This window comes from Flavobacterium adiutor, from assembly GCF_048282555.1.
Lineage (GTDB): Bacteria > Bacteroidota > Bacteroidia > Flavobacteriales > Flavobacteriaceae > Flavobacterium.
Genome location: NZ_CP182487.1, coordinates 3,919,627 through 3,941,955, shown reverse-complemented (window position 1 = coordinate 3,941,955; position 22,329 = coordinate 3,919,627). Strand labels below are relative to the sequence as shown.

At 36.3% G+C, this 22,329-nt stretch carries 10 protein-coding genes; all 10 read right to left on the bottom strand.

The genetic code is table 11. The features are described from left to right. Positions 1-88: 88 nt before the first annotated feature. Positions 89-790 carry a hypothetical protein gene (locus ACNC7R_RS16680; RefSeq protein ID WP_417942176.1) on the bottom strand — a complete coding sequence of 234 codons (702 nt, stop codon included), beginning with the start codon at positions 788-790 and terminating at the stop codon, positions 89-91. Continuing rightward, positions 787-1,545 (bottom strand): hypothetical protein, encoded by a 759-nt coding sequence (locus tag ACNC7R_RS16675; RefSeq protein WP_417942175.1) that lies wholly within the window; start codon positions 1,543-1,545, stop codon positions 787-789. The genes ACNC7R_RS16680 and ACNC7R_RS16675 overlap by 4 nt, the downstream gene beginning before the upstream one ends. 399 nt (positions 1,546-1,944) lie before the next feature. Further along, positions 1,945-2,847: an IS982 family transposase gene (locus ACNC7R_RS16670; RefSeq protein WP_417943122.1), complete on the bottom strand. Its 903-nt coding sequence runs from the start codon at positions 2,845-2,847 to the stop codon at positions 1,945-1,947. A 95-nt stretch (positions 2,848-2,942) separates the two neighbouring features. Beyond that, on the bottom strand, positions 2,943-3,569 hold the full coding sequence (locus ACNC7R_RS16665; protein ID WP_417942174.1) for a DUF5977 domain-containing protein: 627 nt from the start codon (positions 3,567-3,569) through the stop codon (positions 2,943-2,945). A gap of 11 nt (positions 3,570-3,580) precedes the next feature. Beyond that, positions 3,581-4,381, bottom strand: coding sequence for a DUF5977 domain-containing protein (locus ACNC7R_RS16660; RefSeq protein ID WP_417942173.1), 801 nt, complete (start codon positions 4,379-4,381; stop codon positions 3,581-3,583). A 468-nt stretch (positions 4,382-4,849) separates the two neighbouring features. Further along, entirely contained in the window at positions 4,850-5,038 is a 189-nt protein-coding gene (locus tag ACNC7R_RS16655; protein WP_417942172.1) for a hypothetical protein, read from the bottom strand. Positions 5,039-5,235: 197 nt separating this feature from the next. Beyond that, positions 5,236-6,936, bottom strand: coding sequence for a BspA family leucine-rich repeat surface protein (locus tag ACNC7R_RS16650; protein ID WP_417942171.1), 1,701 nt, complete (start codon positions 6,934-6,936; stop codon positions 5,236-5,238). A gap of 3 nt (positions 6,937-6,939) precedes the next feature. Then, positions 6,940-8,589: a hypothetical protein gene (locus ACNC7R_RS16645; RefSeq protein ID WP_417942170.1), complete on the bottom strand. Its 1,650-nt coding sequence runs from the start codon at positions 8,587-8,589 to the stop codon at positions 6,940-6,942. An 84-nt stretch (positions 8,590-8,673) separates the two neighbouring features. Next, positions 8,674-14,550, bottom strand: a complete 5,877-nt coding sequence (locus tag ACNC7R_RS16640; RefSeq protein ID WP_417942169.1) for a hypothetical protein — start codon at positions 14,548-14,550, stop codon at positions 8,674-8,676. 12 nt (positions 14,551-14,562) lie between these two features. After that, entirely contained in the window at positions 14,563-21,993 is a 7,431-nt protein-coding gene (locus ACNC7R_RS16635; protein WP_417942168.1) for a hypothetical protein, read from the bottom strand. Positions 21,994-22,329 lie beyond the last annotated feature (336 nt).

Sequence of the window (22,329 nt, the reverse complement as noted above, 5' to 3'; positions counted from 1 at the left end):
TTTTTTTGTGTTAATCAGTTGTGATCTATTTGTTTTTATTCTAATTAATTTGATAATCAGGTAATTTTATACAAGGCATAGTTGTTAATTAAGATAAATAATTAACAACTGCACCTCTATTGGTTATTGCAAATGATACGTCTCTATCTAAATTACCTGAGTTACTTGTTAAAGCAGCACTCGACACATTTAGAGTAAAGCCAACTTTAGAAAGATAAAATATATAATTACTATTATTAGCATTTACTCCACTTCTTAATAAAGAAAGTTTGGGTAAATTAACCAATTCTAATTTTGGACAAACATCGATGCCAGAATACGACCAGCTGGAACTTGTCACTTTCGGGCAATCCACTTTTTTTAATTCAGGATTGAGACGGAAAGACCCATAAGCACCTGTAAAACTTTGCATATTAGGAAAAATAAGTTCTGTAACTTTTGTATTGGTGATGCTTTCATCTCCACAAAACAATGCGTTATCTGTTTTTATCAACATTAGCGAAATACAGCTTCTAAAAGCTCGACCTTCTATACCAGTAACTAAACCAGTTTCATCCCTGTAATATGTGATGCTTTTGTCATTCAGAAAGCATGAATGCCTAATAATATAATTTCCAATAACAGCAAATTCAATATCACTACCTGTAATATTAAAAGCTTTAATTCTCGATACTGAAATTCCTAATTTAGAGGCTACCAATGAAGGAGTATTCAAAGTTGCTGAAACACCTCCAATAAATGTATTAGGCTTGATTTTTGACCTGCCAAAAATTGTTTTTCTTATTCTCATAATCCAAAAATTGAAATTTTATTGCTATCAGAGGCGCGTTGTAAAAATGTAAAAATGCTGTTTGCCGGTATTGCAGTACCTGTATAGGTTCCATACCATGCTTTTGGGGCAGTAATAGCTGTATTTACTGTAAAGGTTGGATCAACTATGCCTTCGAATGTAAAGCCGTTTCTTAACCCACTTGCCGGGACGGTTATGGTGATATTGCCTTTGAAAATAACAAGCTTGCCATGCCATGAATCTTGCACTAAGCCAGTAGTAGCCCATTCTATTTGATTGTCAATATCCTGTTTTAATGCTAGATTGGCGCTTAGATTGCTTAATGTTACTATTTCAGCAGCGTTAAGCAATCTTTCACCCGATACCTTATCTACTTTATTAGTTTGCAGCAGTTTCCCCATTTCGGCTGTCAATGCTTTTGTGGTTCCGCCTGTAGTCAAATCATTTACTAAAATGGTACTGAGTGAATTCTGCACTGTTTCAATTGCATCCCCTAATTTTTGGATAGTATTTAGGTTAACATTGTCAGAAACTAGCAATTGGTTTATAGTATCAATTAAATCTTTTAGTGCTTTACCTTGTCTGGCATCCAGAGCTTTTCCTTCAGCAGTATAATCAAGCGCATTGTAGCTATCCGTTTTTATTTCGCTAATATCTTTAAATTCTAATTCTCCAATTGTATTGGTTAAGAGTATTTTATCCGACTCATTTTTTTCTAAATCAGCTACTTTTATTCTGTTATGATCTGTACTCATTTTTGTGTTTTTTTAATGATTTTGATATCCGTTATTTAATTTAGATTTCAATGTGTAAACCTTATTTTACTTTAACAGGTAAGCCTAAAAAGTACATTCCAGATAGATGCTACCGGGAGCAATAGACAAAACAGGTCTGTTGTTTGTAGTAGGAGTTGAGCCGTCTTTGTCACCATTAGAGATCAGGAAAAAGTTATAAACCTGGTCTGAAAGCAATAGGTTCAGTTGAGCCGGGGTTAAAGCTATTTCTTGATAGTTGGTTGAGTCTTTATTTACTTCTACTTTATTTACAAAAGAGTCACTATTCCAGTCGTTCCAGTCAGAAAGCTGAAATGCCTGACTTATTGGAATTTTTGTAGTGGAAGTATATAAATTAACGTGAGTTCGATATAAGAATATTTAAGCAACAAGTCTGTTATTTTCAAAATCGACATTTATAGAAGGCTTTTTAGGAAAAAAAGAATAGGCTATAAGTCCTGATAGTAAGTTTGTTATAAAATTATCAAAACTCCTATGTCTTGTATGTTCTATTTGGCAAATATTTTTCAATTGATCATAAACAGTTTCGATTAATGATCGTTTTCTAAGCATAATTTTGTCTTGTAAAAGCATTATACTATTCTTCATATTCTTTTTGATTTTAGTGACCAAATGGACTCCATCAATAAAAAGTTGTTCAAACAAATCTTTTCCAATATATCCCTTATCTCCAAAAAGTTTTCCGAATATTCTTTTATGAAAGTTGTTGCTTTTTAATGGTTCTCTATCGTCAACATTGGCTTGAGTAAGCATAAAATCAAGAATTTCTCCTTTGTCGTTTATAATCAAATGCAACTTAAATCCAAAAAACCATCCTGTTGAAGTATGCCCTTTTGTTGCTAAATCCTTAAATGTTTTGTGTTGTTTTTCTCGTCTAATATGGCATGATCGTAAAGGGGTTGAGTCAATAATAGAAATTCCTGTACATTGTCCCAAACAACAAGTTTTCAAAAATAGCGCCATTGGGACAATAGCTTTTTTTTGAAGTTCTACAAATCTGTTATAGGAAACAAGGTTTGGGAATTCTTTTTTCAAATGCTTCCCAATATAAAACAAATAAAAATGCTTCAAATTTTTGTAACCCATAGCGTGGAAAAGCACTAAAATAGTCATAACTTCACTATCAGTCATCGTAAATTTTCGGTTTCTTTTCTTTGGAGAATCTTTTTCATTTAAGCTATGAGCAGTCATGGTTTTATCAAATTCTTTCGAGAATTCGTCTATAATAAAGTAAATTTCTGTAATTTTAGCATTGGATAACATAGGGATGGTTTTAATTGTAATTGGTTGTTTGTCAGACATTAATATACAAAAACCATCTCTGTTTTCCAAATATTTTTTACTTCCTTATATCGAACTCACGTTAAATTAAAAGTTAAAGCCTTGCCTACAGTATTGGTACTGAATTTAAATTTCAATTTCGCAGATTTAGGTCTCGTTGTCACAGACGATGTGTCAATGGCACCTCGATATCGGTTCAGGTAAAAAACAGAATCAATGTATCCGGATCCTATAACCTGATTGGCAGTATATTGAAAATCGGCTGAAGCTGCACCTCTGCATACATCCCATGAAGAATCCTGATTTTCAAAAATTACGGATTTGTTTACCGGTAAAATAACCGGACCCGGACTGAATATACAGGATCCGGAACTGTTTGCAAATGACTGTGCATTTGCTGCCAGCCACGCAAGAGCTTTATTATTAGCATCAGCGACACTTATATCAGAAGCAAACTGATTTGGATAAGCGGTGACTTTTACGCTGCTTCCTTTATAACTGATGGGGCAGTTGTTGCGGGTTGCATATACCGATTTTTCTGTATTGTAATATCTTACGCCAGGAGCACAGCTTACAGTATCTAAAACGGGTGCAATATAATCCGGATCGGTGATTACATTTGGTTTTCTTTCTCCTGCATAGCTTTTATCGTCGATGTAGTATAATTCCAGTGTTTCAAAAGATTTATATCCTGAATTTGCCATATTTGTTTTTATTAATAAGTGATTACAATTTGTCCGGCTTGGTTTTTACTATAAGTGATGTATCCAATGTTGGTAACTGCTTCTATATTGTTGGCCAGATTTTGACCTGCAATAGCTATATTTTTAGAAAATGTAAGCTGTTGCACCAAATGGCCTCCACCGTCATTTACAATATTATATCCGTCTTTGATCATTTTTCCGCCCAGATAAGTGGTTACTTCAATCTCAATATTTCCGGTTCCTTTAGAAGAATACCAGGAGCCTGCCATTCGTATCTGTGCTGTATTCAGACTAGGATAATGATTAATAATATTCTTAAAATTGACCAGACAAGATTCTATTCCGTTTGCCTGTGTATTATCACCAGCCCACATGATATAACAATTTTCAGGCGTTGCACCCGCAGGTATTTCGTTACCCATTTGGTGTCCCCATCCCATCCATTTTTTATCTAGAGATGGAATTCCGGTATTTATAATTCCGGTATAGGTGTCCAAATCCCTTCCGGCTCCCAGTGCCCATTTGTACCTGATTACCATATAGTCAAAAGGAGATAAAGTTGTGTCAGGTTCAGGCAGGCATGAAGGGTTAATTCCTCTCCAGGCAGTAGCCCTGCAGGTTCCGGAGTTATTGGCATACGCCTGTATATTTGCGGCGAGCCAGGCATCGGCCTTTGCATTTGCATCTTCGACACTTACATTCGATACAAACTGATTTGCATGGGCAGTGAGTGTAACGGGGGTTCCCATAATTCCGGCAGCACAATCGTTTTTCGTTGCAGTCAGTGACTTTGCTATGTTATAATATTCCATATTTTTTTATAGATTATGATCTGTCCAATGGTATCCATAAGGACATTGAGAATATTGGACTAAATTTTTTGTAGTTTTTTGTTCAGGATTTATTTTATCCTTTTAGAAGATCGTCTTCAGTTTATTTTTTTCGATTAAAGCTGAATGTTAAAAGAAACAGTGCCAGTTCGTTACTTATTGTGCCGGCTAAAATGGCAAAACCTGTATTGGGTTCCGTTAGAATAATTGGATTTAATGATCTGAAAAGAATAAAAGAGATAAAATAAACCAACAGTAAATTGTTCAGGTTATCCCTGATGAAGAGCGGCCAGGACCAGCGATAGGGGAGAGTGAGTTGGTTTTGGCAGCTGAGTCCGGCACGAATTACAATGGCTGTAAAAGCACCTTTAAAAGTTAAAAGGAACCACGCCAGATAAGCCTGCAAGTTTGTGGTTCCAGATAAATGTTCTAATATGGTTTTCAGGACTTTTATTGTTGTTCAGGTCTTACAATTTCTCCTGTTTTGATGTTGATCCTGATATCTCCGTACTCATCTTTAATTGCTTTTTCCAATTCATTAAAATTTTGCTGCTGAACGGCAATCTGACTTAAAATATCAGCTTTTTGAAACTCGAACTGAATAGACAATTCGCCTAATGATAATCTGGCTTTATCCATAAAAGCATTAAAATCCTGTACCTTTTTTAATTGTTCTGCACTGATTGTCTTAGCTTCTTCGTTTTGAATTACTGTTTTTCCATTTTTATTATTTTAATGTGTTTTTGAGTTTAATTTTTTTAGATGATTGAAACGATAACTGATACGGATTAACGAATTTTAGAGTTGAATAAAAAATGATATAATTGTATTAAAAATTATATACCGCCGTCAGCAATAACCCAATTGTTTGGAGTTCCAGTTAATATTGCCCTTCCTGCGGAACTTGCAGAGGTGTATTTTGCAGTCCCGAATGAGATACTTAAGGAAGGTTTTACTGATCTGGTACTCCAGCCGTTGTAGATTGCGTCTAAATTTGCTGAAGAGAATGTTGATGGAGTTTTTCCGGACATAAAGTTGGTGAAATTTGTTACATTTGACACATCCCAGGATCCTATGTTTTGATTAAAGTTTGTTGCATTTTGAAAAATAGACCTCATGTTTACAACAGTTGATGTGTTCCAGTCGCTTAACGACTGATTAAAGTTTGTAGCAGCATAAAACATATAACTTATATCTAAAACAGCTGAAGTATTCCAATTATTCAAAGGCTGATTGAATGCAGTAGCTTCTCTAAACATGCTTAGCATGTTTGTAACGGCTGACGTATTCCAATTATTCAAAGATTGATTGAATAGTGTAGCTCCATGAAACATGTAACTCATATTTGTAATAGCTGACGTATTCCAGTTGTTCAGAGGCTGATTAAAATTTGTAGCACTATTGAACATTGCCATTGCTTGAATTGCTACGCTTGTGTTTAGTATCCAATTATTTATATTAGGACTTCCACCATTGTTGAATGCTGATGCGCCTGCAAACATGGAATTAAAATTTATGACATTATTTACATTCCATGCACCTATATTTTGATTAAAGTTTGGGGCTAGATAAAACATTGTTCCCATATCAGTAACAGCAGATGTATCCCAACTATCTAAAGGCTGATTAAATAAAGCAGCCATGTAGAACATAAAACCCATATTTGTAACGGCTGACGTATTCCAGCTGTTTAAGGATTGATTGAAGTTTGTAGCTGAAGCAAACATATTACGCATACTTGTAACAGCTGAAGTGTTCCAATTATTTAGAGGCTGATTAAAATTTGTAGCTGAACTAAACATACTGCTCATGATTGTAACAGATGAAGTGTTCCAGTTATTTAGAGGCTGATTAAAATTTGTAGCAGAACTAAACATACTACTCATGTTTGTAGTAACTGATGTATCCCAGTTATCCAAAGGCTGATTGAAATTCGTACATAAAATAAACATACCGCTCATGTTTTTAACATTAGATGTATTCCAGTTATCCAAAGGTTGATTGAAATATGTAGCTTCCTGAAACATAAAACTCATATTTGTAACAGATGATGTATTCCATTCATTCATTTTACCCACAGTTGTCAATGATTTACAGAATCTAAAAGCACTACTTAGACTGGTTGTAGAGCTCAAATCTAAAATATCGGTAACCCCAGATAAGTCTAAGTTAGAACACCCATAGAAATAATTCCCTTGTATTGTACCTAATTTAAGTTTTCCCCAATATAAAATTGATAGTATTTTTAATCTATCTCCAGTATTATTGAAGACCCATCCATTACAAGTTCCCGTAATTCTTATTGTATAATCACCTGCAATAGCATAGGCATGTGTCGTTTGAGCTTGGTTCCAGCTTGTTATTGTATCTGTGGTTCCGTCACCCCAGCTAACTCTAAAATTGTATGTTCCTCCATTTACTAATGGCAGTTTTATCTGAGTTGCAGTACTGGATCCGGTAGAAGTATTTGATGTTCTCCAGGTCGAGACAAATGCTTTTTTTGAAGCACCGTACTCATAATGTAATAAAGGATTCATAATTTATGCATTAGAGATTCGTAAATAATCAGTCGTTCCTACACTTGAAATTGTTGCGGTGCTTCCGGCTATTCCGTTTAGTACAGCGGTTCCATCAACAAGAACAAGTGTTCTGCCTGTACCTTGTACAAAAGTTATGACTCCTGTACCATGTTTTAAGTATGAGGCGCTAAAATCAGTTCCTCCATTTACGGTAATGTTTATAGCACTTGATCCGTTACTGATCACTACATTTTTACCAATCTGAGTTTTACTGTTTGCATCCAATGTATCAGTTGTAATAGCTGAAGTTGTAGAAATTGTAATTTGTGAAGGCTCTGGTGCAGCACTACCTGATGCTCCAATCTTCTTCTCAACCCCATCACTGCCCATAACATACATATGCGTGTCAGTACCATCACTTTTGGCGTATAATTTGGCTTTGCCTTCTGATGATTCCGGCGAAGTACGGCTTTCTAATGAAAACAAACCATCATCTGTCAGATCTGCTTTTGTGGTGCTAAAGGAACGTGCCACAATATCACCATCATGCGTTATAAAAGCTGTTGGGTCTCCTAGTTTTTCAATACTGATGGCTTTTCTTCCGGCAATGTCTGTGCTCGTGTCCCAGGTTGCAGTTGTGTCAGCATCAATAGAGTTTTGTACCAGTTTTAAACAATTGGCACTATCATTTTTACTAATGGTTAAAACATCCTGTGGTAAACTATTGGTTAAGGTTAAGGCTCCGTCTCTGGACTCTTCTCCTGTTGTATGAAGTACTTTTGAATCTTCAGCATAAACTGTAGGATCAAGGGAACCATCACCTTTTACGAATTTAAATTCAGTTCCTCCTTCACTAACAAATTTAGACGCAGTTACAACACCATCGTCTTCAATTTTTACTTTAACGACATTGTTTTTTGTAACTTGTAAAATATCGCCTGTAGCTTCTGTAGTAGAGTTTAGATATACCCCCGTTCCGGTCGATGAATTTTCTACTGAAATTCCTTTTCCTGCTCCGCTTACGCTCACATTCAGAGAAGCTGAGGCTGCGCCCGAACCACTATTACTCAGAGCAATTCCACTGGTAGAAGCAGCGGTAGTATTATTAAAAGTTAAAATACCATTTTTGGTTTCGTTGCCTGTGGTATGTAAAAAATTGGTTAAATCGACAGGCTGACTTCCTCCGCCTCCGCTTCCATTTCCTGGTGACGGGCTTAAATTTTTAAACCAGTAATCGACCTCGATATTTCGGTCACTAACCACTCCCGAAAACGTAATGATGGCAGTGTTGTAATTGACCGAATAATCATAATCCTGACCTTCGGCTTCACCTTCTTGTAAAAGCTGTCCGTTTTTATACACCCTGACACTATTTGGGATTGGAAATTCCTCCAGAGATACAGTGGTAGCACCAGTTAATGAAATGTCAAAATATTCTTTTTTAGGCATATAGGAGTTGCCGGTAATGATGCCGATATTTTGTAAACCGACATTCAAAAGTGCCGGAGTGATATAATGTTCATTATCTGTACCAATTTCTACCATCTGAAAGTCGGCCTTGTCTTCGTCTTTGTGAACGAAACTTTCAATAATTTGCCCGAAATGTTCTTCCGTAGGAATATCATTATTCTCAAATTTGCTTCTGATATTAGGTCTGCTTGTTGTTGCCATGTTATTTATTTTATTTCTGTAAATATTTATTTGATGAGGTTATTTTGAATCCCAATGAATTTTGCATTGGGATTCATTTAGAATTTAAAGGGTTAGGATTTTTTCTTCACTGCTAAACATACCTGATGAGTTTACCGCAATAACTTTGAAATGATGATACATTCTTTCATCATCTTCATTTTTAATCACTAATTCGTCAGTGTAGTATGCAACATCAGCCAAAGGAAGAGACACGGTACTTTCATTAGAAGCAATCTCATGAATTTTTTCCCAGTTACCCTGATTATTCATTTTGTAAAGAAGGTATTTACCATTATGAGTTGTTTTTTCCCAACTAAAAATGACTGGTTTTAAAATCGACCCGTTTGTTCCTGTTGGATTTCCGGAAGCTTCTAACACAGGAGATTCAGGTGAAATAGTATCCGCTATTACCGTTGCAGTAATTTTTGATGGCTGAGACGGCGTATAATCAATATTGATTGTTGCATCACCAGAACCTGGTTTAGCATATTCAATTTCTCTTGAAACGGTAATTCTGTAAAAAATCCCCTCGCCAAACGGCACATTTTCCAAATCTTCCAAATCTTCAAACTCATCGTAAACGGTCCAGACATTATCAAAATCTGTTGACAAAGTTTCTTCATTAATCAGAATCTCTTTTACCGGAGTCATGGTTCTTATAGATTGTGCATCAAGCATTGAAGAGGCACGATAGATATTTATTTTTTTGATATTGTACTCTGGCTGATAAGCGTTTAATTCAATTTGAATGGCTGGTTTAATTCCTAATACGGGATTCTCCAGAATTGGCATAATTCGTTTGATTTCCGGTGTCTGCGGCGGATTCGAAGGCACTAATTTTACAGGTCCTAAAAAGGGACTGAATTCACCAAAATTCATCTTGATGTCTATTTCACGAACTCCATAAAAATAAAAGTTCTGCGATGCGCCGTCAAGATTAAAATCTGTAAACTGTGCTGCGTTTTTGATTGGTGTAGCAGCTGTGATTTTCATCATCGGCGCAATATCAAAACCGGTATCCGTTGCTTTTAAGAGATAGCCATTCTTGTCTTTGATCGTTTGTTTTTTATTTATCGGCGTATATGTAGGATCAGCATTAATATAATCATAAATAACAGGTACTTCTGTAAGAGGTACAAATGCGGTATGAATCGCCTGCTCAATAAAATGGATGGCTAATACATTTCTTTCAACGCCATATTTTACATCAATAATAACATCATTTAGCGCTGCCAGGGAAGTAATATTTGGTGCTTTTGGTGAACTAGGACTAAGTGACGAATTATGCCAGTTAATGAACTCATTTATTTCGTTGATAAGTTCTTCATTGTCAGGAACAGGAAAACGATATTGCAGCAAAGGATCGCCTTCTTCAGGATATTCTTCATAATAAATCGGAATTCTTGGTGCCGGTGGATTTGGCTGGTCTTCCAAACTTAATAGATCACTTGGGTTTAAAGCATTATTAGAATCTAATAATCCGTCAAAATTCAACAGACTTTGCCATCTGTTTCCAAAATAAATATCATTAGTTCCGCCCAGTTCACTTAAACGCTCACGGATTAAATTAATGGTTTGCCTTTTATACAAAACACTTAGCAGGGCCTCATCACTCGCTCTGTAATGTAACAGCCCATAAGGTTTTTGCTTATATTCAGTTGTAAATGTATAGGTCGAACGTTTAAAGAAATCCGGTCTGGTAGCGAATAATCCGCCATTTGGTTTTTCTGGTCGTTTAGGAGCTGTAATTTTTACAGCATACATTGGACTTGGCGTACTAATTTTAGAGTCATAACCGTCCTCGATAGCAAAAGCAGACATATCAGCGTATGTACTGATTCCAAAAATAGAATAATGCGTGCTCTCACCGGCTCTTGGCAAAATATTCGCTTCTGTAATTCCGTACGTAGGATTAGCAAAAAGATATACTTTATAACCTGGATAATAGTTTACTTTTTGAGATACATAATCTCCCGAATAATCTTGTACCCCTAAAATTTCATCATAGCCTTCAAGCATCGTCTGATTGATGTAATCACCTAATTTAAAATCGGGATCATTTACATATACAACCAAATCTCCTGTTTCTCCAATATTTTCTGTTCGCACAACCTTGAAATCTTTTCTCGGTTTTACTGGAATAGTACTTCCCGGCTGCATACAGCTCTTGGTCAATAATCGAATAGTTCCATTAAACCATTCTACCGAATTTTCGATGTTCTGGCCTTTGTACTGCGGATGCTGTGGTAAGTTGAAATTAGGAAATGTTATTTTGTATAATCCCAGATGCTTCAAATCGTCATCTCCTAATGGAATCAGATTTTCTTCAGTATCTAAAACAAAATTTCCCTGAGCATCCATTTGATAACTCTTTTCAGTAACTCTTTCGATTACGGCATTTTCCCAGATTCCTCTTGTTTTTTCTATTTGTAATTTTTCAATTCCTTCACTGTCTGTGTCTTTAACCGTTTCTCTGTTGACATCCTTTAAATTTTCGGGATAATCTACCTTAAAGTCAAGAGATTCTAAAGGATGCCAATTGGTTTTGGTCAGCATGTTTTCTACCAGAGCACATAAACGGTTTTCAGGTATTTGGATTTCTTTAATTTGTTCAGAATCAACTGTAGCTTCTCCATCGGCAAGAACACTGTCCGTTACTTCTTTTTTAAGGACATGAATTTCGGCACCATTAAATTCATCATTAGTGTTATAAAGCGGATTTATATTCTGAATCACATAGTTTACATCTCCCAGAGATAAAATTCCTCCAACAAATCGATTTAAATTATCGCCGTTTAAATTAATTTCTTCACCGGTGCTGGCAATTGTATAACTTTTGCCTACTGTAATAACCGAAGTAAGATCGTTTACAGTTTTGTTTTGAATCCCTACAATTGCGGCATATTCTATTAGAGGCAGGCTGTCCCTGAAATAAAGCTTAAAGGAATCTGCAAAAACTTCCTTATCATCCGGATAAATAGTATCTGTTTTCTCTGCTTCTGCAACAGTCATCCCTTCAGGAATATCATATTTTATTAATTCATGAGCCGCATTGTATTCGAAAACAAGCCTGATAAAACTTTTATCATTTCCAGGAATAGCGTGTAAGCGAGCCTGTTCCATTTGTGAAGTAAGCATCACAGGCTTTTCTTCTGTAATCAAAAGCGGATTAATACCGGTAGGAGGTATCAGCGTATTTGCAGGCTTAATTTCAGATTGAATACTTATTTCACCACCAGATGTTGCTCTCGAAAAAAAATTAATACCATATCCCTGATAGATATAGGTATAAGTTCCTACCTTTTCCTGACGGATATTCAATAAGGATTCTCCTGACTCAGGAATGACGATTGGGTTAGGTTCATAAAAAGAGTCTTCTAAGTCCTTGTTAACATTGTAATATTCCGGATCAGACGCCAGTTCTGGTTTTACCCAGTCAGGGTCGAGCCCTTCAATTTTGTGATTGACGCCTGCATAAACAGGAACAGTAAAAGAGCTTCCGTCAAATTCTAATGAAGAACTAAAGAATCCGTTATAAGTATCATAATCGAGGATGTCTTTCATAAATAAGCTCACAAATCTTTTCTTTCCATCAAAACTATATCCGTTTTCATCTGTAATTTTCAACGGTTCGTTTTCTTCTGAATTGACACTTAACCCCGGAACAATTTTAGTTAAATGTACAGGCAGTGGCAACCTTTCTGTTGCTACAGAAGTTGGAATACTCATAGAAAGATGCAGTACTTCTTTTGGTTTTGAAACATCTTTTAAATCAACCAGTGTGGTATATTCCGTAAGGTAAATAAACTCTCCTGATAAAACAGTTTCTTCAATATCAATGAATCCCAGACCCAGCATACGCGCGACGTGATAGTCGTTTGCAGCTATGTTTAATAAATCAAGATTGGATACCTTAGTAGAGTTTGATATGTATTCAGGATCCTGGCCTTCTAAAGGTTCGCTTGCTAATACCTGGTCTCCAAAAGATACAGTTTCTGTTGCAGTAGGATTTAGAGGTTCATTTTGACTTATACTCAGATAATTTTCAACGGTTTCTTTAATATTCCTGTCATCATCACTGGTTGGTTTGTTCCATTTGTCTTTATAATTGTTAATGTTTACATATTCACCATTATTATATTTCAGCCATTTTCCGTGAACCGAATTTAATTTTGGTTCTAACTGTTCAAATACTTTGCTATCGTCTGTATTTAAGGCAAATTTCCCTTTAAGTTCCCAATTTCCGTTTTGATTGGCGTATGTAATAAAATCGGAATAAAATTCAAATTTGATTTCGTTTAAAAGACAGTTATTTGCTTTAAGCTGAATAATTCGGCCATTTTCTGCAACTACCCGAATTGCAGCTGCATCGGCACTGGAATACGTTTTACGATTGCTAACTTTTTTTGTTGCTAAAATAGTGTTTTCGGCCACAGACAGTGTTTCCAGCCTCACAAGACTACTAGTGTTTACAGACGTAAAGTTCAATTCAGCAGCAAAAAACAATTCATTTTTATTCTCAATTTCGATTATATTATTTCCATAAGCCTGAATAAAAGCTGCTGCATTCTCTAACGGATTGATATTAAGTAATACTGAAGCATATTTTGATTTTTTGCGAAAACGAACATAAATAGATCTTTTAGCATTGATTTTATAAATCCAAAAGGCATTTCTGTTATCTACTCCCTGTGGATTACCGGTTAAATTTAAAGTGGTGCTGACTTTGGTATAAGGCGCTCTGTAAACTTTAACAAAATCATCAGGCTTATTGAAATTATGAAATTTTGTACCGGTAAATAAATTTCCTTTTGGAAGGTGTTTTTCGCCTAATTCGTCTGCAAAAAACCAACGGAGGTGAATTCCTTTTGTACTGTCAATTCCTTTAGAACCTGCAGCAGCAATTTGCAAACTGGTAGATTGTAATGCCGTGCTATCTGAAGTAATGTCAACAACATGTATTTCTTTCGCTACATTAAAATTAATAGTAAACCCACCAGGATTTTTAACCTTGTTTATAAAAAGCAATTCCGAATGATTACCAAGAAGCTTTGGTGTTCCCTCAATTCTTATTGCTACTTCTGCCTGGGATAAGGCAGAAATGGTAATAGTTTCATTGAGTTTAAAAACCAACCCGTTCAGGTTACTGGATGTATGGATTCTTGTTCCCGCAGCGAGAGTAAGATCAATACGGCTTCTATTTTTAAGGACTAAAGAACCGGCCTGCTGATGAACAGCACGGCCTTTTCTTAAAACAGGATAAACCAGTTTGTTTTCGATAATGCTTACATTCGCAACACATCCAATCTGTTCTTTGGATAAATCATTATGAAGCTGGATTAACTCGGTTCCCAAAGTTTTAAAGTCTGGAACTCTGATGTAATCTGCGTTTAGCATAGACAGACCGTTGCTTTTTAGTACCGGTGTTTGCCCTAAATACAAATTTAGCGGTGTCAGTAATTCGGCAGTATTGCTTTCGCTGCTGGTTACGCCATAAACAAAAACGTGTGATTTTTCGTTTAGATCGCCATATAAATCTTTAAGCAAATTGGGATTATTAACCTGCAGTCCATCGGTAACAATAACAACAATGTCTGGGATTACCGTAAGATTGTTGGCTACAGATAAACCGGATGCCCAATAATCAGATTGTGGATGGGCTGATCCTAAATAGGAGTCAATCCAGTCTAAAAATTCTTCCTGATTGCCAGAAATTCTTTTTTGGATAACATGGTCTGTTCTCGAATCGCTGTCGCTATTTGACATTCCGATTAAGGAAAGCGTAATGTTACTTTGCGCCTGAGAATTGATAAATTCAGCAAGCCCTTCACGTATTTGGTCTGCTTCGTCAGCGTTAATCGAACCCGATTCGTCGACAACGATAGCGATATAGGTTTCGCAACCCGAAAACTGGCTCTCCTGGAGATTTATTGAACTCATTTTTATTGTTTTTTAAAGATTTATAATTTCTGATGATTTTGGTACCGTCAGTGGGGTTCCGGCATCATTCCACATTCTGTATTCAAACTGGATGCTTAAACCGGTTTCTGTAATTGCATTATTTTCAAGCATAATCAAGGCCTGAGAATAATCTTTTGAATGCAGTACCTTGTATAGATTATTTTTAGTAAATTCGACATTTTCTTCATTATCAACCATTTCGATATGTGTACTTCCAACAAGAATGGTATCCTTTATTTCTTCTAATGGCATTTTCGGAATATTAAACGGCTCCGGATTACGGATCAATAACGCTACAACATTGCCTGTTACAGTATCAACAATTCGGTTGACTTCAGTACTTTGAGCAGGATCAAGAGGAGGCATCTTTAAGATTCCGTCAATTGCACGATCAAACGGATGCAGGTATTCAGTAGCAATGGCATCACTCAACGGATTTGGAGTTACTGCTGCAGAAACCAAATGATATAAAGCATCAACCTGACCTTGTGTTAAGCTTAAATTAACATCGAATATGGCTTTACGTGATTCACTTTCATCAATAGGAGTATAAAAACTTTGTATTTGTTCCTTAAAGTTTTTGTATCGTGAAGTTTTGAATCCAAACTGGTGTACTAAAATATTTTCTCCTTTTACATTTGGATCAGGGTTAAGATCATAATAATTATTTACTAAAATGGTGTATAACTTAGAAGGCTTCAAATCGGTTAAACTTACTTCGTAGCTATATGATTTTGGCTGTATACCGTCTCCAATTACCAATGCACAATGGTTGTCCTTAGCCAGATTCCTCAATAGCTGGATACTTGAAGGAATTCGGGGATCATTATCGTCGGCCCACTTTATGTTTTGATTTGCTTTAGGATGAGCCGCTGTAGTGCTGTCTAATGGATAATTAATAAGAACATCGTTAAGAGGGTCTTTAATGGTAAGGTTCATAGCACCTTCAATAGCCGGTCTGCTGCTTCCGTATTCTTCCCAATCTGTAAACATGTGATATACGTACGGACTTGTAAAAAACAGGGCTACTTTGCAATCTTCGTTTCCATAAAAAGAAGGTTTAGATTGTAAAAAATTACCATCTGCATTCGGGTAAGAACGGTTATAATCTAAGTATTGTCTCAATGAACTCAACGGAGAGTTTGATAAATTGGTCAGCTCATTCTGTGGTGCAGAAGTTGTAGCTGGCGGAACAGGGTAGTGCCCAACAGGTCCTAATGTTTTGAACCCGTAGTAATACTTAAACTCTTTCTCCTCTTTGTCATCTATTTTATCTGTTAAAGTAAAATGTAAACAGTAGGTAGTGTTTGGTCTCCAGATAGGCTGAACCGTATTTCGGATTGCATCTCCCATAGCCTTGTTACTTGCTTCTACAGCGAAAGAATCAGGGATGTTGATATTATGGATGTAACTCTCTTTACTTAACCAGTCAATACGTTGTACACTGGTAGTATATTCTAATTCTTCATCCTCATGGTTTGCATTTGAACAAATAACACTGTTTACTGTAATTAAATTCGAAGTTTTAGGTTCTTTTATATAATTGGTGTCTGTTACTAAACTAAGTGGCGTCAAAAGAACCGTTCCGCTTGTTAAAGCTGAGGTTGACAGCGTAACCGGATTAATCGTCGCAGAATGCAGTGAACAGTTGTCAAACAGATTACTAAATAAGGAATAGTAAACTCCTTTCTCATTCTTTTTAGAAGAGAGCATCACAATTTCATTTTCCGACGGTTCATTTTGAATGTTAATAATAGAGGCATTATCTTCTTCACTGCTTCTTTTGATTAATCGTGTAAGCTCTAATGCTGCATTGAATACGAATAAATAACTTTGGTTGTAAACAATAACAGAATTGTCACTTAACGGTTTGTTAGAGAAATAAATAGCCGAATCAAAAATGGTATTATTTTTAACAATATTCAGCGTAGTACCGTTGATTTGTGCCAGTCCGAATTTATCGTCTTGCAGTTTAACCGAAACAAAAACTTTATTGTCAGCAATTACGGCATCAGTAATTTCGGTAATTGAAACATCAGCGATTACTTTTGTTTCTATTACGCTTATTGCTTTCGTTTCCGGATTAATTTTTAAACGAATGATTTTTTTATCTTTTGTAATCAGAATAAATTCAGTCGCATTATGCTGAAGAGCTTTAATTGCCGTTGTGTCGATTTCTACACGCTGAACAACAGCACGGTCAGTACCGTTAATCCAGTTGATTTGTGTTTTATCCTCAAGTGTATTGATCCAAAGCAGTTCGTTATTGGCTAATGCAAACAGTTTATTGAAGCTGTCTGAATAGGTATTTTGATATTGTTTTGCGAAAATTTGGTTTAATTCTGAATCCAGTTCAATGATTGCCGTTGTCGCCGCCGGATCTGCACATCCTACTACAAAATCAACATCAATAGCCGCTTTTCCAATTCCTTTACATACTTTGGTAGTCAGACCCTGAGTAAGTAATAAATTGCCATTTACAACCTGCATAGAAGTGATTACACCGCTTAGTAAGCGCTCTCTTAGTATATTTCCCTGCGCATCAATTTGTACAAGAACTGTTGTATTTTCCTGCGGACTGAACGAAATAAGACTTGTATCGCCATATTTAAATACGTTATCGAATTCATAAACAGCTTTTCCGAGATAACCGTAAAAATTCGTGTACGTTAATGGAGCAGGATTCCCCACAGGAGTACTGTTGGTATTACCGGCTTCTTCTTTTAATTGTGTCAATTCATTCATTAACTCATTGTATCCTTCTAAATCAGAAGGGCTGGAAATGCTAATGTTTCCTTCATCATCATTATAGGCTTCATCAAACAGGGCTGCAATTTCATTTCTGATTTCAATAATACGGTCTGTATTGGCACCTACAGGAGTAATGACGATTTTATCAATTTTGTTTTTTGAAGGATCTTCATTGTTTTCGTGAAATAAGGTTATAGCTGACAATAATTCTTCCTTCGTATATGTTAACTCTTTTGAGGCTGTTTCCTCTACTATTTCGTCCGCTGTTTTTTTCAGTTGAACTTTTTCATACGTAGCAAATTTATCGGTGTCTGTTTTGAATACAGAAACGTAAGCGCTGATTCTTACCTGTTTTGCCTGCGTAGACAATCTTAGGGTAGGCTCCATAGCCGAATCAGGGAACAAAATTTCCAGCTGGTTGTAGTTTTTGAAAGATAAAGATCTGTTATGATTATGCGAATTAGTTTCTCCAGTAATGCTCATAAAATCTCCAATTTCAACTTCAGTTACCGGTTGAGTTTCAGTTACTGGTTCAGTTTCACCTTCGCCTTCCTCTTCGTTTTCTTCAGATTCAATAACCAGGTCTTCACCAATCAGTTTAAAGAAAAGACCGTTAATTTTATCAGACTCATATTGAGTTGGTACATAATAGCGTGTTCCAATATCCTTATTAAGAAAATCGGTATGTTCAGATGCGATTTTGTCGGATGGACAGAATAATCTGGAAGCTGTAATGCCATATTGTTCAGGAATATGCCAGCCTGGTTCTCCGGAACTTAAAAAAGAGAACGGATTGGTTGCTAAAACACGAATTGTATCATACTGATCCATTACTTTTTGCCATTGTGCCCATGGTAATTTTTTTAATTCAGACGTTCTGTCTGCTGGTTTTACAACTGCTTCAAAAGGATGATATTCTTCCCATTGGTTTGTTGTGTAATTCCAGGTATTTAACTCAATAGATTTAATAGAAAACTGATGTTTAACCTGACGAAGCGTTCTCCCTGCTTTGGTAGTTTTGTCTGGTGGCATTAAAATGGTGTAATTTTTTGCATCAGCGGTGTATCCGCCAATTTTAGTGGCTAAGTCCTTATTTGGCAATAATCCTTTAGCCATTTTAATATCAATATAGGTATCCAGCGGAATTATTTTTGTGATTGCATCTCCTTTAGGTTTTCCATTGGCGTCAAACTTATTAGCATCATGCCCTTTTTCACCTGGTAGTTTGAAATAATCAAGTGCAAAAGGCTGATTGGTAAGCATGTGTACCCCTTTTACAGAATCTGATGTTCTGTTATCCTGATCGTCTCCGGCAGTTCCTTTTGGAAGCGGACTGTAAGGCGTACGGTCTATAATTCTGTTAATATCCCATTGCAGCTCAATCTTGAAACTCTTACGTACTTTCACAAAACCTATTTTAATACGTACGGATAAATTTAACTGGGCATAAATTAAAAATGGTTTGAATGATTCGATTGAAAATATAGTATTTAAGGTAATTTCAACCGTTACAATCCATATTTTGATACGGATGCCACCTCCTGCACTCATATAACCTCCCATTTGAGGACGCTTGAATGAAATTTTCCCTCCCATTTCTAAGTAAGCCCATAATTTTACCTGAGCAGGACCAAATTTTTTGTCCAGATTAAGATCTAGCCTTGCACCGGCTTCAATTCCCTGAGCAGAAATCATAATAAAGGCTTTGACCGTGAACAGATTAAATATCTTCGCCTCAATAGGATTGTTTCTTGTTCCAAAATTTACATACCAGGGCTTTTGATTTTTAAAGTAAAATCCGGCTTGTAATAAAGCTTTTAACTGAAAGATTTCTCCACCATCTTTAGGAATATTAAAGTTGGCTCCGGCAGCTAATTCTAATGAATCATCCCCAAACGCAACCATAGCAAAAAATGGCGGATTGCTTGGATCATCTTCAATCATACCCAGTCTTTGTGAAATAACGTTTAGTCCTGCATCCACATAAAACAGGTTAGGCAGGGAGAGCAGCATCATGGCTCGTAAGGACATGATATATCCGCCATCACCTGTAGTTCCTAATGTAGCACCCGCTCCAATAGAAAAAGGTGAATCATATTCTAAGGAATCTGGCGGACCAACAAATTTTTTAATATTAATACCCGGTTTTGGCGATTTGTAGAAATCATACCAGGAATCTTCGACTTTTAATCCTACTGCTTGTTTTGTTGCCACATATCTGTAGCCCAAAAGCCCCCTGAAACCTGAAATCGACATAAATCCAATCGGAATAGGAGTAGGCAATTCAATAGAGGCATCTACTAAATAAGCAGGATGTTTAGGCATAAAACGCATGCCGACACTACCAGATATTTTAGCCTTTGGTAATTTTAAGGAAACTTCACCTATGAATTCTTTTGATTTTCCCGGTTCAGGAAGAGAAATCATACCGTGAATAATAGCCATAGCCGATGCAGTCGTGGCTGTTCCCGGAATCATCAAATCAACTTCGATCGTTTGGATTCTTAAAAAATCACCGTCAAAACTGCCATCAGCAGGGAAATAATATTTAATACCTTCTCCGCGGGCATCAACTCCTAAAGGGTTTACACTAATGGCGCCGTCAAATCCAAAAAAGTTAAATTTGCGGCCATTAATCTGGGTTGAACCAAAGTTAATATTGGTAACGGCAACTTTTACTGGTCCAAGATTTAAATTAATATGTCCCGGAATAGGAATAGAACCACCTTCAACTTCAATGCTTCCATCGCTGTAGATACGCAGTTTATCTACAGAAATCCCTTGTCCGTTCAGGATCTTCTGCATGACAGGATTCGGAAACGTAATATAACACGAAGTACCGATGTAATAATCGTCATCTTCTTTTCCAAACTCCATGCTTAAGAAATCAAAACGTACCAGCTTGAATAATGTAGCAGTAGGAGGGTTTTCTTTATTAAATGAAGCGGTTAGATTAAAATCGCCATCCTCGTATAAATGTCCTTCAACAATTGCACTGAATGGATCATTATCAGCGTTTTTAAATTTTTCAAGGATTAACTGTCCTTTAATATTAGAACCGATAACCTTATTCTGTTTAAAAGAAATATCAAATTTATTGAAACCTACCTTAAATCCTCGGCTTGGTGAACCTATAGTTTTCCAAAGTGTATTTTCAATAAGCTGTGACAAAAATGCCTGATAGTCTTTTGCATTATCAAAAGTATAGAGAGTAGATGGTTTAATAGTGGCATGTACTAAATCCTCTTTAGTCTCTAATGTTAAAGGATATTTAAAAGGGTAAGGCAGCCCGGCAGTTTTTAATTGCTGTAAAAAGGCAATTAAGGCCTCATAATCCTCAATTTCAATTTCCTCTACTTCATCACTTTCCTCTTTTTTTCCGTACATAGTGACAGGATAAAATAAGTCGAATTTGTCGATGAAATAACTGAATTCGCCATTAATAGGTACAGGAATTGTTTCCAGATAGATATTTCCGGATAAACCTCCTGATCCAATCAATAAATCAGAAGCTCCAATTTTTATGGTAGGCTCAGTACCCTCTTCTTCCTCAGGAGGGGGATTAAACCATTTTGAAGGCAGGCTGACTGATACTGCTCTTGCATAGACACCTACGAAGTCATTTGAACGTCCATCGGCATCAGCTTCGGGAATGTTGGTTCTCTTGCTTAAATCGACTTTTAAAGTGTCTAATTCAAGGATCATTCCGGTGTTGCCAATCATGGCTTTAGGAGGGAATAATGATCCTCCCAATTCTAATTGATAACCAATACCGGCTTCAGTGTCTGCATACAACTGGGCTTTGGCAAAAACAAATGTTGATTTAGTTGCCTGGTTGTCAGGCTGACCGAATTCGTTAACTGGTTTTAGGACATTTGGCGGAAACTCAATACCTGCACTCAACTCAAGTGTCGCTTTGGCTTTTGGCATAATAATTCTTTTAATATGGGCTTCGATGCCGTCCGGAGCGATGATGTTGTAGAATTCCTGAAGCTTTGCTTTCGTATCTGCGATATCATTTTTTGCGATATAAACGGCAAACAAAAGCATCGGAATCGATTTTGTAATCGTTGTATTGTTGTTGATGAGCGTGATAAGGCTGTTGATTGATTGTTCAACGTCTTCAGGGAATTCTAATTCGTCTGTAAGTCCTTGTTTGTTAGTAATGTCAGCCAATAGCTGTTCGAATTTTGTTTTTCCTTCAGAAGCTTCAACAAAAATATTCAGCATGTGGGCAATAACCTGTTCTTCGCTGATACGGAAAACCTGTAATCCTACTTTGTAAAAATCTTCTAAGGAAAAAGAAAAACTGCTGGAGCTGAATGTTTTTATGAAAGCTAATATCTCCCATTGATATTCAAGCGTAATAGGAAACGATGAAATCGAAGAGTCGTTGTCTTTGAGGTCGGGATTAAGCACAAGTCCTAAGCCAAAAGGCAAAGGAAGCGCCAGTTTTTTGCTCGTTACGATATCCAGGCTGTAAAAAGCCGAGTCACCGCGATATCCTTTTGAATATTGTAAGTTTTTGTAATGAATTTTATCAAAAATGGAATTTAAACCATTTTGGACAAACGATAAAAATTCAGGTAAATCGTCTACAGAGATAATCTCGGACAAGCGAGGGTAGTATCTTGCTGCAGGAATTGGAACCGCTGTAATTGGATTTGACATATTCTGTATTTTTTTGACTTTAATTTTTGTTCATTTTTTGCATGATAAATTGTAGTACTGTCAAACCGATCAGCACAATTAAATGCATGATTTTTTGGTTCGGTAATTTATAAGCTGCGATACTTTATTTTAGCTTCATAATACTTTTAAAAGGGTTCGCTTCTTTGGTTTTTATCAGTGATTTATTCCTTTTGACAGTGTAAAGATGAGCTTAATTTTGAGCTTTAAGAAACGGATGCTTAGCGGTTTAACAGGGTTGTTCCGGGACTTTACAGAGTTGTAAAGCAAACGGATAATAGTTTTAGTTCCGGCTTTGAAAAAAGCCAGTAAAAGAGG

Coding starts and splice junctions, on each gene's coding strand:
- ACNC7R_RS16680 (WP_417942176.1), bottom strand. CDS start 790: ATGAGAATAAGAAAAACAATTTTTGGCAGGTCAAAAATCAAGCCTAAT.
- ACNC7R_RS16675 (WP_417942175.1), bottom strand. CDS start 1,545: ATGAGTACAGATCATAACAGAATAAAAGTAGCTGATTTAGAAAAAAAT.
- ACNC7R_RS16670 (WP_417943122.1), bottom strand. CDS start 2,847: ATGTTATCCAATGCTAAAATTACAGAAATTTACTTTATTATAGACGAA.
- ACNC7R_RS16665 (WP_417942174.1), bottom strand. CDS start 3,569: ATGGCAAATTCAGGATATAAATCTTTTGAAACACTGGAATTATACTAC.
- ACNC7R_RS16660 (WP_417942173.1), bottom strand. CDS start 4,381: ATGGAATATTATAACATAGCAAAGTCACTGACTGCAACGAAAAACGAT.
- ACNC7R_RS16655 (WP_417942172.1), bottom strand. CDS start 5,038: ATGGATAAAGCCAGATTATCATTAGGCGAATTGTCTATTCAGTTCGAG.
- ACNC7R_RS16650 (WP_417942171.1), bottom strand. CDS start 6,936: ATGAATCCTTTATTACATTATGAGTACGGTGCTTCAAAAAAAGCATTT.
- ACNC7R_RS16645 (WP_417942170.1), bottom strand. CDS start 8,589: ATGGCAACAACAAGCAGACCTAATATCAGAAGCAAATTTGAGAATAAT.
- ACNC7R_RS16640 (WP_417942169.1), bottom strand. CDS start 14,550: ATGAGTTCAATAAATCTCCAGGAGAGCCAGTTTTCGGGTTGCGAAACC.
- ACNC7R_RS16635 (WP_417942168.1), bottom strand. CDS start 21,993: ATGTCAAATCCAATTACAGCGGTTCCAATTCCTGCAGCAAGATACTAC.